The sequence below is a fragment of the Demequina sp. NBRC 110055 genome (assembly GCF_002090135.1).
In the GTDB taxonomy this organism is placed as follows: Bacteria; Actinomycetota; Actinomycetes; order Actinomycetales; family Demequinaceae; genus Demequina.
On record NZ_BBRL01000004.1, the window covers coordinates 1 to 15,017 of the forward strand.

Consider the following 15,017-nt stretch of genomic DNA (forward strand, 5'->3'; position numbering starts at 1 on the left):
CCGCAGGTGGACTCTTGACCAGGTGCGTCGACATCGTCGAGGTGGTGACCCGCGATCCGATACCGCGACTGATAACGTTGGCACCGGCTTACGAGGGGGATGACTATGGCCGCGCGTCAGGATCGAGAAACACCGGGACGCCACGGCGCCCGCGCGAGGCGCTTCGGCGTGTCCGCGCTCGTCGCGGCATTGGTCGCGGCGGTGACGATGACGACTGCCGCGCCCGCAGCACACGCGGCACTTCAGTTCCCTGACGTGCCTCCCTCGCACCAGTTCGCGACGGAGATCGATTGGCTCGCTCAGCAACACATCACGACGGGCTACTCTGACGGCGACTTTCGCCCGCGCGATCACATCACTCGCGAAGCGTTCGCCGCGTTTGTGTACCGGCTTGCGGGAGAGCCGTACCCGGACCGCACCGCCCTTCCCTGGTGGCGGGATGTGCCTACTGGCCATCAGTTCTTCCGCGAGATCTGGTGGGTGAGTGAGGCGGGAATCACGCGCGGGTTCGCTGACGGGTTCTTCCACCCCGACGAAGACATCTCGCGCGAAGCCGTCGCCGCATTCCTGTACCGCTTCGAGGGCAGCCCGCGGTTCACTGCGCCCGCACGTTCGCCTTTCTCCGACGTGAAGCCAAGCGCGAAGTTCTATAAAGAGATCACGTGGCTCGCGAGCACAGGCATGACGACCGGGTTCGCGGACGGCACATTCCGCCCCACTGCCGCTGTCACGCGAGAGGCGGTGGCGGCGTTCATGTACCGGGGATACGCCGTCATGCCGCACGACGGCTTCTACGCCGTGGGGACGGGCCGCGGCGAGGTCGCCCCCGGCATCTACACCACATCGCCCCGCAGCGGAGGCGAGTGCGTGTGGGAGCACCGCGATGTACCTGCAAGCGACCACCGCCCCGCGGGAACCTCTAGTTGGGCTGCGAGCGACTTCGGTCCATCCATCGTTGAAATCACCTCCGCCGACACGTCCTTCTCAACGGACGGCTGCACACCATGGAGAGAACTGCGCGTCACCAACCCCCACGGGGAGAGCTTTGGCCGCGGCGATCACCTCGTGGGATACGACATCGGACCCGGCGTCTATACCGCGCCCGGTGGCAGCAACTGCGTGTGGGTAACCTACGCCAATTTCCGCGATGCTCCGGATTCCGAGCTTCACGACGGTGCGGGCCGCTCTCCGAAGGTCATCGTGACCGACGGCATCTGGTCCCGAGGATGCGGAACGTGGACATGGTCTCAGGACGTCGGAGCGATCCCCCGAAGCTAAACCACCAACAATCGCCCCTTGCGAGCGATATAGAACACCGTCCTCCAGGACATCCTCTTCTGGTCCCGCGGGCACGAGCGCCACCCTTCACGGAACCCGCCAAACCACGGCCGCAGCCCATGGAATCGCGGCACCGACCGCGCCACCTGCGCCAGGGCCCACACGGACGCGTACACCACCGACAAAGGAGCCGGCAGGTTGCGCCGCGCCACCCACACGCGATTGCGCGCGGACAGTCGGTAGTAGTCCGCGTGACGGGTGGGCTTCTTGACGGGGTGGTAGATGCGCAGCTCGGGGTCGTAGATGACCTTCTTGCGCTGCTCCCATACGCGCCAGGCGAGTTCAATGCCCTCGTGCGCGTAGAAGAAGTCTCCGGGCCACATCCCCGCCGCTACCAGCACGTCGCGCCGGATCGCCACCGCGCCTTCCCACAGGGAGAACGCCGCAAACGGCGCGTCGACGGGGCGCGATCCCAGCCGCGGCACCCAGCGCGACGGTGAGCCCTTGCCCTTCGGGTCAAACACCCGCCCCTGCAACGCGCCCAGCCCGCGGTCGTCCTCGAAACGCGAGAGCACCTCGGACAGGAAGTCGTCGTCGACCACCTCGGCGTCGTCGTCGAGGAAGAAGATCAGTTCGCCGTCCACGTGGGACACGCCCGCGTTGCGACCCGCGGGGATACCGAGGTTCTCGGGCAGGGCCAGCGTGCGCACCACCGAGGGCAGCTTCTCGAAGGATGCGGGGTCCCATCCGTTGCCGACCACCAGAATGTCCGTGGTCACGTCGCGCTGCTTGAGCACGGACTCGATGGCTCGAACCAGCCGCTTGCGCCGCTTGCCCATCGTGAGAATCACGACGCCAAAGTCGGGCGCGGCGGGAGAAGGCATAAGGAGAAGTGTACGGGGGGCCGATGCCGTGGCTGGCTTTTCGCCCGGCCGTCAGTCCAGCCCGAGCAGGGCTCGGGGGATGGCCGATGCCGCAGCCTCCGCCTCCCTACGGGGCACCCCCGCCGTGACGCACACCTCCACGGCGCGCGCGAGGGTGAGCGTCGAACCCGCAATCGTGTCCGTCCCGGCGAGCACCGCCTTGCCGTCGCGCACCTCGACGTCGAGCGAGCCCAGCACGTACGAGCCGTCGGCCGCGCAGGCGGCCGCCATCGCATCGGTCACCAACACGACGCGGCCGGGCGCGGCACGGAACACCGCCGCGATCAAAGCCGGGTCGACGTGGATACCGTCCGCGATGAGCTCGATGAACACGCGCTCGTCGTCCAGCGCCGCCCCCACGGGACCGATCTCGCGGCCCACGATCCCCCGCATCGCGTTGAACCCATGGGTGAGGAGCGTCGCACCCCTGTCGAACGCTGCCCGGGAAAGCGCGGCATCGGCCTCCGTGTGTCCCACCGCGACAATGACGCCGGCCTCGGCGAAGCGCTCGATGGCGTCGAGCGCGCCGGGGAGCTCGGGCGCGATGGTGATCTGGCGGATGATGCCGTCACCGTCCTCGAGGAGCCGCGAGACGGCGACCTCAGATGGATCGATGAGGTTCTCCGGCGCGTGCGCGCCCTTGCGCGCCGGCGACAGGAACGGCCCCTCGAGGTGGACGCCCAGGAGGGAGGAATCGGCGTCCATGGCCTGACGCACCACGTCCATCGCATGCGCGGTCACATCGAGCGGCAGCGACACGAGCGAGGCCACCATCGCCGAGGTCCCCGCCGCGCGGTGAGCCGCCGCGGCGACGAGGGTGCCCTCGACCGTCTCGCCAAACGAGTGCCCTCCACCGCCGTGGCCGTGCAGATCCGTCAGCATCACCATGAGACGACCCTAGAGGTGCTGCCAGGCGGGCTTGTGGGCCTGCGCGTACCGGTAGTAGTCGGCGTGGGCCAGCGCGGAAGCGGCCGCCTCGTCGACGACCACCGTCACGTGGGGGTGCAGCTGGATCGCCGAGCCCGGCATCCCCGCACTCACGGGCCCCTCGACCGAGGCCGCGAGCGCCTCCGCCTTGCCCGCCCCGAACGCGAGCAACACCAGGTGGCGCGCGCGCAGAATGGTCCCGAGGCCCTGCGTCACGCAGTGGATCGGCACCTCGTCGAGCGAGTCGAAGAAGCGCGCGTTGTCGAGCCGGGTCTGCTCCGTGAGCGTCTTGACGCGGGTCAGCGAACCGAACGACGATCCGGGCTCGTTGAACGCGATATGCCCGTCGGTGCCGATGCCCAAGAGCTGCAGGTCCACACCGCCATGCGACGTCAGCGCCTCCTCGTAACGCGCGCCGGCGGTCGCCACGTCAGACCCCGTGCCGTCCGGCACGTGCACCAACGCGGGGTCGAGCCCGAGCGGCTCCGTGACCTCGCGCGCGATCACCGAGTGATAGCTCTCGGGGTGGGCCACGTCGATGCCGACATACTCGTCCAGCGCAAAGGCGCTCACCCGGGAGAAATCCAGGCCGTCGGCGGCGTGGCCAGCGAGTGCGCGGTACACGGGCAGCGGGGTGGACCCGGTCGCGACGCCCAACGTGAAGGTGGGTTCGGCCGCGACCCGCCCCGCGATGTGGTCGGCGACCAGTGCACCGGCCGCCTCAGGCGATTCGACAATGAGCACTTCAGCCATGGGTCACTCCCAGCAGCGCCGCGCCGATGGCTGCGACGGGTCGATGTCCTTCAAGAATGCGCGTGCGCTGCGCGAGCTCGAGCGAGGCGAGGAAGCGCGAGCCCTCGGCCCACTCGCGCAGCACACCGGCGGTGCCATCGAGCAGGGCGTCGCCCATGCCGGTGAGGCCGCCACCCACGATGACCTCCTCGACGTCGTACGCCAGCACCAGCACACGAATCGCGTGGGCCACGCCGAAGAACAGCCCCGCTCGGATCTCCTGCGCGCGCGGGTCGCCCTTCGCCGCGAGCGCCATCACCTCCCGAGCCTCCACGGTCGGGTCGCCCCACTGGCGCACAATCCCCGAGCCGGACGCGTACGTCTCGAGCCCACCGGGATTGCCCTCGCCATCCAGCGGTCCAGCCGGATCGATCGAAATGTGGCCTACCTCGCCCGAGGTTCCACGGGCACCCCGCCACAGCTGACCGTCGAGGATGATCCCCGCAGCGAGCCCGGTTCCGAGGTTGAGGTAGGCGACCGAGCGTGCGTCGGTCCCGACCAGGCGCCACGCGCCCACGGCCGCGGCATTGACGTCGTTCTCGACCTGCACGGGCCGACCCCACACGTCAGCCAGGGCGGCGGCGAGGTCGATCTCGTCGAGGTCGAGGTTCAGCGCGTGACGGACCACTCCCCCGCTCACCGCGCCGGGGATGCCCACACCCACGCTCAGCGTGTCGGCGACGTCGACCGCGCACTTGCGGGCGACCACCTCGACGGCGGCCTGCGCGGAGCGCACCACACCGGCCGGACCCTTCTCGACCGGCACGCGGTGGCGATGCAGCACCTGCAGGCGCTCGTCCACGGCGATCGCGTCGACCTTGGTGCCGCCGATGTCGACGCCGATGCGCACGCCGCTCATGCGAGCACCTCAATGAGGGCCTGGCCGGCAAAGCGCGAGGCTCCGAAGGTCGCAATGTCGGCATAGGGCGCTGTGAGGTCGGGCCACCCCATGTCGACAACGATGGGGTCGAATCGACGAAGCGCGTCGATGGCCTCGCGTGCCCACGCGTGGCGGTGGTTGTCCTTGCCCACCACGATCACGGTCTGTTTCGGCGCCGGGCTCCACGAGCCGAGCCCACTGTCAGGCGAGACCACGGCATCGGCCGTCACGCCGCTCGCAAACGGACCCCACGGCGAGGGTCCTACCGCGATATTGGCGGCCGGCTCGAGCCTCACCCACGCCACGTCACCCGGTGTCACCTGGGAGAGCCGGGCGGCCACGGCATCGGCCATCTGGAAGCCGGCCCTGAGGGCCGTGGTGTCGAGCCCGGGGATCGCTCCGCGAGTGAGATGTGCGGGAACCTCGGGCGCGTCGAGGGTCGTATCCACCAGACGGCCGATGCGACGGCTGGCATCCTGAAGTCGCTCGCCCGACAGCGTGCCCGCCTCGAGCGCGGCCTCGATGGCCGCGACGATCTCGCTCATCTGGGCATCGGTGTTCTTAGTGCCGATGCACAGCAGGTCGCAGCCGGCCGCGAGCGCGCGGGCGGCCGCGGCGGGGATGCCGATCTCGCCCGAGGCACCGACCATGTCGAGGGCGTCCGAGACGATCGCGCCGTCGAAGCCCATCTCGCCGCGCAACAGATCGGTGAGTATCGCGTGAGAGAAGGTCGCGGGGTTCTCCGCGTCGATCGCGGGCACCATGATGTGCGAGCTCATGAGGCTCGCCACACCGGCGTCGATCGCCGCCTGGAACGGCAGGAACTCGCGTTCACGCAGGGTCGCAAGGTCCGCATCCACGGTGGGCAGCGACACGTGCGAGTCCTGGGCGGTGTCGCCGTGGCCCGGGAAGTGCTTCGCGTTCGCGGCCACACCGGTGGATTGCACGCCCTCGGTCCATGCCACGCCGTGGGCTGCGACCAGCTCGGGCGTCGCGCCGAACGAGCGCACTCCAATGACGGGGTTGGCGACGTTCGTGTTGATGTCGACGTCGGGCGCGAGGGTGAGGTTCACACCGACCTCGCGCAATTCCCAGCCCACCTGGGCGCCCACAGCGCGGGTGATGGCCGGGTCGTCGAGCCGACCCAGCAGGGCGTTGCCGGGGAACGGCGAACCCTGAGCCTGGTAGAGGCGCGAGACGTCGCCGCCCTCCTCGTCGATCGAGATGACCGCACGCGGGTTGGCCTCACGGATCGCGGCGGTGAGTTCTCTCAGCTGCGACGGCGACTCGACGTTGGTCGCGAACAGGCACACACCACCCATGCCTTCGCTGAGGCGGCGCGCGACCCACTCGGGAAGCGTCGGTCCCTCGAAGCCGGGCATGAGCACGGCCAGCGGGTTGACGGCGGTCATCCCTTCACCGCCCCTCCGACGAGGCCGGAGGTCATCCGGTTCTGCACGATGAGGAAGAAGATGATGACGGGCACCGCAACCAGCACCGAGCCGGCCATGACCTGGCCCCACTCGATCATGCCGAGCGTCGACGGCTCCGCGAAGCCTCGCAGCCATAGCGGCAAGGTCTCGGAGGAGTCCGAGGTGAGCAGCACGGAGGCGAGCGCGAATTCGTTCCACACCTGGATGAAGGCGTAGACGCCGGACGCGACCAGGCCGGGCGCCAGCAGCGGGAACGTCACCCGCATGAACGCGCCGAACCTGGTGCAGCCGTCCACCATCGCGGCCTCCTCGAGGTCGGCGGGAACGCCAGCGACGAAGCCGCGCAGCATCCACACCGTGAACGGGATGACGCTCGCGATGTAGATCACCGAGACGCCGATGACCGTGTTGAGCAGGTTGAGCCCCGCGATCATCTTGTACTGCGCGATGAACATGGCCTCGGCCGGCAGCATCTGCACGATGATGATGGCGAGCACGAAGGACTTGCGGCCGCGGAACTTGAAGCGCGAGATCGCGAGGGCGCCCAGAAAGGCGAAGACGATACACACCACGAGAGACAGCGCCGTGATCATGAGCGACATCCGCATCGCCTGACCAAAGCCCGACGAGCCGTCGAGCACCGCGGAGTAGTTACGCCACGTGCCACCAAACGGCAGCCAGGTGGGCTCGAGGGCGGAGATGGTGGGGGCCGACTGGAACGACGAGTTGATCATCCAATAGACCGGGAACGCCCACAGGAGGGCGACGGCGAAGATGGCGACGGAGCCGATGCGACGGCCGAGGGAGTGACGGCGGGTCATCTCAGTTGTCCTCCTTGAGCAGTTCGCGCACGTAGAACCAGGACAGCCCGATGGTGAAGACCATCACGATCATGGCGGCGGCCGCAGCCACGCCGAAGTGTCCCTGGCCAATGCCGAGGCCGTAGATATAGGTGCCCAGCAGGTCGTACTTATCGCCCGCGGCGCCGAAGCCCTGCAGCAGCTCGATCTGGGCGTACACGCGCAGGTCCCAGATCATCTGCAGGAGCAGCAGGATCACGAGGATAGGTCGAATGATGGGCAGGGTGATGCGTCGAAGCATCTGGAAGCCGCTGGCACCGTCGAGCTGCGCCGCCTCGGTGACCTCGCCGGACACCTGCGTGAGGCCCGCGTACACCGACAGGGCGACGAAGGGCACGGCCGCCCACGTGATGATGACCGATGCGACGGCGAAGAAGCTCCACGGGTTGACCAGCCAGTTATGGCCGATCATGTCCACGCCGGGCAGGAGGCTGAGGACGTAGTTCAGGACGCCGTTGCGTGAGTCGATGAGCCAGTTCCAGACGGTCATCTGGGCGACGATCGGCATGGCCCATGCGAGCAGCATCGCGACCTGGAGGCTCAGTCGCGCCCAGCGGTTGACGGCCTTCATCGCGAGCGCGAGGCCGATGCCGAGCGCCATGGTGACGAGGGCGGTGACCGCCATGAAGGCGACGGACTTCAACAAGACGGCCCAGAACTGGGAGCCGGTGAGCAGCTCGACGTAGTTGGCGAGGCCAACCCATTCGGGGGCCTGGCCGAACTGCTGGGCGAGTCCGTACTCCTTGAAGGAGTTGGTGACCTGCCAGTACAGCGGATAGCCAAGGCCCACCAAAAGAGCCAGGACCGCGGGGGTCACGAGCAGGTACGGGAGCGCGCGCACGCTGCGCGGCTTGGCGGCGCGGGGTGCGTCGCTGCGCGGCGTGGGCGCGTCGACGACGGCGGGCGCGGTCGCGGGAGAAGTCATGAGGGTGCCTCTGAGGTTGAGCTGAGGGGGATGTCCGGGGGCACGGAGCGCGCGTGGGCCCGGACGCCAGGGATCGGCGCCCGGGCCCACGCGGATGACGGCAAGCCGTCAGTTGGGGATGTGTCAGCCGTTAATGAGCTCGTTGAGCTTGGCGTCGTACTCCGTGGCCAGCGCGGTCACGTCGCCGCCCTCGGCGACAGCGGCGAAGTACTGCTCCATGATCTTCGCCTCCTCGATGGCGGCCCAGCCCGGCGCGGCCGGGGTGAGCTTGGCCGACTCGGCAGCCTCGAGGGCGATGTCGCCCATCGCGGCGACCTCGGTGTAGGTGTCGGCGTAGTCGAGGTTGGCCGGGCCAAGACCGTTCTCGGCGAGCATGGTCTGGTACTCGTCGCCGAAGATGATGCGCATCAGGTCCTTGGAGCCCTCGGGGTTCTGCGTGGCGGCAGAGATACCAATGTTCGAACCACCGGCGAACACCGGGGCCACGCCACCGTCGACGCCGGGAAGCACGAAGGCGCCGAACTTCTCGTCGTTCCATGTGGCGACCTGCTCGCCCTCGTCGTTCTCGGCGATGTCACCGAGCGACCAGTAGGCCCAGTTGGGAGCCATCGTCGTGGCGGCGGGGGTGCCCGACAGGAAGCCATCGTTGATGGCCTCGTATGCCGTCGAGTCGTCATCGGTGACCTGCGCCACCGAGGCGGTCTCGAACAGTTCCTGCCACTGCTCCATGCCTTCGATCGACTCGGGCGTGGCGAGCGCGCCGGCCCACTCGGAGCCGTCATACGTCGCGATCTCGCCGCCGTTGGCGAAGATCCAGGAGATGCCGTCGCGCCAGTCCTGGCCGGGCACGTAGAAGCCGCCCACGCCCTGCTCCTTGAGCGACGCGTTGACCTCGGTCACCTCGGCAAGGGTGGTGGGCACGGACACGCCGCCCGCCTCGTATAGATCCTTGCGGTACCACGCCATGCGCGAACCGAAGTAGTACGGCAGCGCGTAGTTCTTGTCGCCCACCGCACCGGCCTCGACGAAGCCCTGCAGCAGCGAGTCGCCACCCAGCTCTTCGTACATGTCCGTGATGTCCATGAAGGCACCCACCGTGGTGAACGTCGCGGACTGGGTGTTGCCGACCTCGGTGACGTCGGGGGTGTTCTCCGAGTCGGGCAGCGCGGTGGTGAGCGACGCGATCGCGTCGCCCCAGCCGATCTGCTCAACGGTGAGGGCGCCTCCGTTGACCTCGGTGTACTCGGTCTTGAGGAACTCGATCAGCGGGTCGGGGGTGTCGGTGCCCATGAGCCACAGGGTGATGTCCTGCGCGGTGGCGTCGGAGGTCTCGGTGCCGGTCGTGGCCGAGCTCGTAGGCTCCGCGCTCTCTTCGCCCTCGGAACCGGACGAGGAGCATCCGGCGAGAACGATGGCAGAGGCAGCGGCGAATGCCGTCACCCCAAGCGTCATCTTCTTCATAGTGCTTCTTCCTTCTGTTGTGTGTGCCGTCCGTGACTCATGGGAAGTCACGTCGTGGGTGGTGCCTGGGTTCATGAGATCCCCAGTTGTCCGGTGAGGACGGTGACGACTGCTCCGAGCACGACGATGTCGCGCCCCAGGGCGGTCATCCGCAGCGTGAGCGAGCCATGGACCTCGCCCATGGTGCGACTGCGGAGCGTCTCGGCCGTGGCCTCGAGGAGGTCCCCGGCGAGAAGATCATGTGGACCGGCGAGGACGACCTCGCCGAGGTTGAGAGCGCCGACGACGGGGCCGAGCGCAATGCCAAGCCGCTCCCCCGCTTCACGCAGGACGGCCGCCTTGGCCGACGCATCGGCCGCCTGCGAGATGTTTGCCTCAAGACGCGGCGAAGCCAGCCACGTCTCGAGGCAACCCGCCTTGCCGCACGCGCAGTCGGCACCACCATCCGTGCCGACGACGACGTGGCCGATCTCGCCCGCGGCGAAACCGGAGCCGTGCACGAGGTTCCCGCCGACGACGAGACCGGCACCGAGACCACGGCCAATGCGGATGAGCATCATGTCCGCGCTCGCGCCACCAAACGCACGCTCGCCCTGGGCCGCAATATTGGCGTCGTTCGCCACCTGGGTCGGCAGGTCGTAACGCTCGGCGATGAGCTGCTGGAGCGGCAGGTCGTGCCAGTCGAGGTTGGGGGCCGAGACGACGGCGCCGTCGAGATCCACCAGACCGGGGCTGCCGACGCCGATGCCGATGACGGGCGCCGACGCACGGGCTAGGAGGTCGTCGAGCAGGTCGTAGACGGCTTGGACCGCGGCGTCGCCAGTCACGCCCCGGACGGGGACCTCGGAGCGTTCCACCACGGTGCCGTCGAGGTCCGTGAGGACCCCGCGGAAGGCCGAGTTGTTCGACAGGTCGAGCCCGACGATGGAGAAGCCCTTGCGGTTGATGTCGAGCAGCGTCGCGGGCTTGCCTGGGCGAGAGTCGGGGCGCAGGCCCAGCTCGATGACGAGGTCTTCGGCGATGAGGTCGGCAACCAGGTCCGAGATGGTGACGCGGGTGAGCCCCACCTCGCGGGCGAGGTCCGCGCGGGACAGGCCCTCGGCACGGTACAAGGCCTGGAGGACGAGCGCGCGGTTGTGACGGCGGGCGTGCTCGGGGCGCAGGCGCGAGGTGGGCCTCGCGGTGCCCGCGCGGACGGGGCGGGGTGCCGCCGTCCCGGGCTTGTGCTGCGTCTCCTGCGTCGTCATAGTTAGTTAGTAAAGGTTACTAACCAACTCTCCGCAAGGGGTCGGAACGTTTCGATTTTCACTGTTACCGAGTCGTGACTTTCCAAGCGGTGACCATCTCCTGACGTTCCGATGAACGCGCGGATGCCGCGCGGGCATCGCGCCTACCGTGGGCTGATGCACGCATACGACCCGCGAAACCGGCCGCTATGAACGTCGTCGTCATCGGCGATATTGGCTGGAAATACCTCTATCACCTGGGCGATGAGGCCATGACCGAGGCCGCCATCGACATGCTCCGCGAACGCGGTGTCGACGGCATCACCCTCATCGCCGGCGACGCGGACGTTGCCTCAGCGTTCTACGGGCTTCCCGCGGTCCCCCGCCTAGGCTTCAATGGTCGTTGGTCGCGTGATGGCAACGCCGGTCACCTGCGCACGGTCGACGCCACCCTTGCCGCAGGCGAGTTCACTCGCGGCACCGTGTACACCGCGGTGCGTGATGCCGACGCGGTGGTGATCGCCGGCGGCGGCAACATGAACGCCGCGCACAGTCATCACCTGTACGAGCGCGTTGCGCTCACCCGCGTCGCGGCGCACTTTGGCACCCCGTTGTACGTCACGAGCCAGACCGTCGGCCCCACACTGACCGACGACGACCGTGCGATGGTGGCGGAGATCGCCGCCTACGCGACCTCTTTTGGCGCACGCGAGGCTATGACGCACGCCCTGGTGTCGGGACTGGCCGAGGACCCGTCGCGCGTGGTGCACACGCTCGACGACGCGGCGGTGCTGCGCGCCGACGCTCCCGCCCGCGAGGCCGTCGAGTCTTTTGGCTTGCCGGACAGGTACGTCGCCGCATCGTTCTCAAACGGACCGGGCACCACGTTCCCCGACGCCGCGACGTACTACCGCGCGATGGCGCGGCTGTGCGACGAGCTGGTCCGTCGTCATGACATCGACGTCGTTCTTGCGCCCCACGCGGGATCGTTCTCTCCCGAGCGCACCACGCGCGACCAGGACAGCAACCGCGCCATCGTCGACTACTCGACCAGCGGACGGGTAGCGGCGCTACCCCTGCTGACCGCGCGACAGGACGTCGCCCTTGTCGAGCGCGCCACGCTTTCACTGTCGACCCGCTACCACCCGGCCGTGTTCGCGCCTGCCGTGGGGACGCCAGCGGGGTGCATCGCGCCGTCGTATTACTCGTCCGTGCGCATGCGTGGTGCGATGCGCAACGTCGGCCTCGAGCGCTACGTCCTGTCCACCGAATCCCTCGACCTCGCTGCCGAGGCGTTCGGTGAACTCATCGAAAACGCGGGCGCCGTGCGGGCCCACCTCGCCGGAGTCCGCCACGTCGCCCTCGACTATCAGGGCCGCTGGTGGGACGCGATCGTCGACTCGATGCGCGGCAAGCCGTGGGTCTCGCCGGGGCAGCTCCCGCGAGCCGCGGTGTACATCCCCGATGGAGCGTGGTCTGCAGCAAACGAGGCCTCGTTTCCCCTCTACGACGGGTACACGGAGCAGATTGAGCGGGCGGCGATGTGGGAATCCGAGGCACGTAGGTTCGCGCCCGCGCATGCTCAGGTGCCCGAGCTGCTTTCTGAGGCGCGCGCCGCGCGCCGATACCGTCGCCGCAAGTCCGTACGCATGGCCGATGCCGTGGGGAGGTTCCGTGAGCGTCTCGCCGGGTCGCCGGTAAAATCGACCTCACCCTGACGACAAGGAGGCCGCATGCCGGTCCTACGTAAGGACGGCGCCGCGTTGCTCTTCGTCCACATCCCGAAGACCGGAGGCGGCTCCGTCGAGACGGCCTTCCGCAAGCAGGGGTGGAAGGTCGACCACTTCGACGGCACCAGTGGCCCCGATTCGATGAACTACCTGCGGCTCAACTCACCGCAGCATGCCGATGCAGCGCAGATCGAGGCAACCTTCCGGCTCGAGCGGTTTGCCGCGGTGTTTGCCTTTGTGCGCGACCCCCTGGCGCGCATCAAGTCGGAGTACGTGTGGCGCCATCGCTCCGATGAAGGAGTCGACACCTCGGGACGCGCCTTCGAGAAGTGGCTCAAGTCCAACTTGCGCCAGACCCTCACCAACCCCTGGCGCTACGACAACCACTTCCGCCCGCAGGTTGACTTCATGGTGCGCGGCGCGCGGACCCTGCGCATGGAGGACGGCATCGACGCTGGCCTGTCCCACCTGGCGGACTTGACGGGGCTGGACGTGCCGCGCTCCGCTCCGCGGCGGCACGCCGGCTCCAATGTCTCGACCGTCAGCCCCTCCGACATCGAGGTCACCGTCAAGGCGGCCAAGCGGGTCTCGGACTTCTACACCGAGGACTACCGGCGCTTTGGTTACGAGCGCCCGGACGCTGATCGCTAGTCGAGGTCGTCGCGGATGCTACGAATAATCCCCGCCGTCGACACATCGGGCGTCCGCGGAAGATACACGACGTCACAGTGATCGCGCAGGTCGTCGAGTCGGCCCGCCCAGTCATCGCCCACGACAATCACGTCGGCAGAATGGGACGACAGATACTCTCGCTTGCGACCAGAGGAATCCTTAACGAAGACATCGCCCACACACGCGAGCGCGCACACGATGCCCATGCGGCGCTCCTGGCGGCGCACCGGGTAGCGGCCCCTTGTTCGCGCGAGCAAGCTCATCTGACGACACCCCGAACGTCACCACCCGCTACGTCGCGGCAAGACTACGGGAGAAGCACTCGCGTCCAGGCGTCGCGTCGAGACGCTCAGTACGTTCGCCTGCGAGTCTCACGGGTAATCTTGGTCCGTCCATTCGACACTGGAACGGGGAGTTCATGAAGGCCGTAGTCATCGGCGACATCGCCTGGCCAGATCTCTACCACCTCGGCGACGAGGCCATGACCGAGGCCGCCATCGACATGCTCCGCGCACGCGGCGTGGATGACATCACGCTCGTGGCAGGCAACCCCGGCGTGGCCGAGGACTTCTACGGCCTTCCTGCAGTGCGGCGGGTCAGGTTCCGCGGCGACTGGAGCCGCGGGAGGAACGAATGGCGCCTCGCCGACGTCGCGCGAGTCCTCGCCGAAGAGGATTGGGGCGACCACCCGATCTATCCCGCTATCCGGGACGCCGATGCGGTGATTATCGCCGGCGGCGGCAACATGAACTCTCGCGACTACCACCTCCTGTTCGAGCGCGTAGCCGCGAAGCGCATCGCCGAGCATTTCGGCACCCCGCTGTACATCACGTCGCAGACCGTCGGGCCGATGCTCGATGAGCCTGACCGCGACCTCATCGTCGAGCTGCTGGACTACGCCACCGCGTTTGGGGCGCGTGAGGGCACGACCTATGAGGTGCTGAAGTCGCTCGCTCCCGATCCGTCGAAGGTATTCCGCACCCTGGATGATGCGATCCTGCTCGAGGCGGACGATGCGGCCCGCGCCGCCGCGCGCGAGCTCGCCGGAGACCGGCCTTATGTTGCGGCGTCATTCACGTGGCACGCTGGCGCCGCGTGGCCCACGATCGAGGATTATCACGCTGCTGTCGCCGACGTCTGTCGCAGGGTGGTCGACGAGCTCGACCTCGACGTTCTCCTCGTTCCCCACGCCGGTTCATTTGATCCCGCCACGGCTAACAGGGACCAAGAGAGCAACGACGCCATCGCCGTGCTCGCCGCTACCGAGCGTGTCCGGGTCACCCGGATGGTCACGGCGCGCGAAGACGTCGCACTGATCGCTGGATCCGCGGCGTCGCTGTCCACGCGGTACCACCCCACCGTGTTCGCGCCGGCATCGCAGACGCCAGCCGTCGCGATCTCACCCTCGTACTACTCATCCATCCGCATGGGCGGATCGCTAGGCAACGTGGGTCAGGGGTGCTTTGTGGTGCCCGCGGCATCCATCGACCTAGTGCTACCCGCTCTGCGTGAAGCAACCCAGCGTGGCGACGACCTCATCTCGGCGCTGGCCAAAGCTGGCACGGCCGCGACCTCATTTCAGGCGGCGTGGTGGGATGCGCTTATGGAATCGGTGTCGTCCCATACCCCTGTGGAGTTCGGTGCAACCTTTGATATTGCCCCCTTCGCACCGACAGGCGCATGGTCGGCGACCAACGAGGATCGCAAGCCGCTGACCGACCGATATGTCCAGGCTCAGGAAGACCTCACTCACATATCGGAACGCGTCGAGCTCCTCACCGCACAGCTTGAGGCAGCGCGCGCTGCCCGCTCCAAGGCCGAGGCACGCGAACGCAAGTCGAGCGAGACGCTCGCACGCTATCGCAACCGCAAGGTCATCCGGTTCCTCGACCGCTTAGGTCGCTAGGCTG

General features: G+C 68.0%; 14 protein-coding genes. 4 read left to right on the forward strand and 10 right to left on the reverse strand.

Annotated features, from left to right (window positions below; all coding sequences use genetic code 11):
- The first annotated feature begins 168 nt into the window (after window positions 1-168).
- Window positions 169-1,278 (forward strand): S-layer homology domain-containing protein, encoded by a 1,110-nt coding sequence (locus B7K24_RS00020; protein ID WP_159449082.1) that lies wholly within the window; start codon window positions 169-171, stop codon window positions 1,276-1,278.
- Here the strand turns inward: B7K24_RS00020 and B7K24_RS00025 are convergent.
- The 9 genes from B7K24_RS00025 to B7K24_RS00065 form a co-directional block, all read right to left on the reverse strand.
- Entirely contained in the window at window positions 1,275-2,162 is an 888-nt protein-coding gene (locus tag B7K24_RS00025; RefSeq protein ID WP_084127786.1) for a glycosyltransferase family 2 protein, read from the reverse strand. The two genes, B7K24_RS00020 and B7K24_RS00025, sit on opposite strands and share 4 nt — an antisense overlap.
- A gap of 51 nt (window positions 2,163-2,213) precedes the next feature.
- Window positions 2,214-3,089, reverse strand: coding sequence for an N-acetylglucosamine-6-phosphate deacetylase (locus tag B7K24_RS00030; RefSeq protein ID WP_084127787.1), 876 nt, complete (start codon window positions 3,087-3,089; stop codon window positions 2,214-2,216).
- 9 nt (window positions 3,090-3,098) lie between these two features.
- The gene (locus B7K24_RS00035) at window positions 3,099-3,881 is read right to left on the reverse strand and encodes a glucosamine-6-phosphate deaminase (protein ID WP_084127788.1); all 783 of its coding nucleotides are present in this window, start codon (window positions 3,879-3,881) and stop codon (window positions 3,099-3,101) included.
- Window positions 3,874-4,779 carry an ROK family protein gene (locus B7K24_RS00040; RefSeq protein WP_234986497.1) on the reverse strand — a complete coding sequence of 302 codons (906 nt, stop codon included), beginning with the start codon at window positions 4,777-4,779 and terminating at the stop codon, window positions 3,874-3,876. Before B7K24_RS00040 ends, B7K24_RS00035 begins: the two co-directional genes overlap by 8 nt.
- Entirely contained in the window at window positions 4,776-6,212 is a 1,437-nt protein-coding gene (gene nagZ / locus B7K24_RS00045) for a beta-N-acetylhexosaminidase (protein WP_084127789.1), read from the reverse strand. Before nagZ ends, B7K24_RS00040 begins: the two co-directional genes overlap by 4 nt.
- A complete protein-coding gene (locus tag B7K24_RS00050; protein WP_084127790.1) occupies window positions 6,209-7,054 on the reverse strand; it encodes a carbohydrate ABC transporter permease in 846 nt (281 codons plus the stop codon). The genes nagZ and B7K24_RS00050 overlap by 4 nt, the downstream gene beginning before the upstream one ends.
- Before the next feature lies 1 nt (window position 7,055).
- Window positions 7,056-8,018, reverse strand: coding sequence for a carbohydrate ABC transporter permease (locus B7K24_RS00055; protein WP_084127791.1), 963 nt, complete (start codon window positions 8,016-8,018; stop codon window positions 7,056-7,058).
- Between the two features lie 123 nt (window positions 8,019-8,141).
- Window positions 8,142-9,479, reverse strand: a complete 1,338-nt coding sequence (locus B7K24_RS00060; RefSeq protein ID WP_084127792.1) for an extracellular solute-binding protein — start codon at window positions 9,477-9,479, stop codon at window positions 8,142-8,144.
- 71 nt (window positions 9,480-9,550) lie between these two features.
- Complete coding sequence (locus B7K24_RS00065; RefSeq protein WP_084127793.1) at window positions 9,551-10,726, reverse strand: ROK family transcriptional regulator; 1,176 nt, start codon at window positions 10,724-10,726, stop codon at window positions 9,551-9,553.
- Window positions 10,727-10,914: 188 nt separating this feature from the next.
- Here B7K24_RS00065 and B7K24_RS00070 point away from each other — a divergent pair, with 188 nt between their 5' ends.
- Together B7K24_RS00070 and B7K24_RS00075 are read left to right on the forward strand one after the other, a co-directional pair.
- Entirely contained in the window at window positions 10,915-12,423 is a 1,509-nt protein-coding gene (locus tag B7K24_RS00070) for a polysaccharide pyruvyl transferase family protein (RefSeq protein WP_084127794.1), read from the forward strand.
- A 15-nt stretch (window positions 12,424-12,438) separates the two neighbouring features.
- Window positions 12,439-13,086 carry a sulfotransferase family 2 domain-containing protein gene (locus B7K24_RS00075; RefSeq protein WP_084127795.1) on the forward strand — a complete coding sequence of 216 codons (648 nt, stop codon included), beginning with the start codon at window positions 12,439-12,441 and terminating at the stop codon, window positions 13,084-13,086.
- Here the strand turns inward: B7K24_RS00075 and B7K24_RS00080 are convergent.
- Window positions 13,083-13,370: a hypothetical protein gene (locus B7K24_RS00080; protein ID WP_144268040.1), complete on the reverse strand. Its 288-nt coding sequence runs from the start codon at window positions 13,368-13,370 to the stop codon at window positions 13,083-13,085. The two genes, B7K24_RS00075 and B7K24_RS00080, sit on opposite strands and share 4 nt — an antisense overlap.
- A 155-nt stretch (window positions 13,371-13,525) precedes the next feature.
- Here B7K24_RS00080 and B7K24_RS00085 point away from each other — a divergent pair, with 155 nt between their 5' ends.
- A complete protein-coding gene (locus tag B7K24_RS00085) occupies window positions 13,526-15,013 on the forward strand; it encodes a polysaccharide pyruvyl transferase family protein (RefSeq protein WP_084127797.1) in 1,488 nt (495 codons plus the stop codon).
- Window positions 15,014-15,017: the final 4 nt, after the last annotated feature.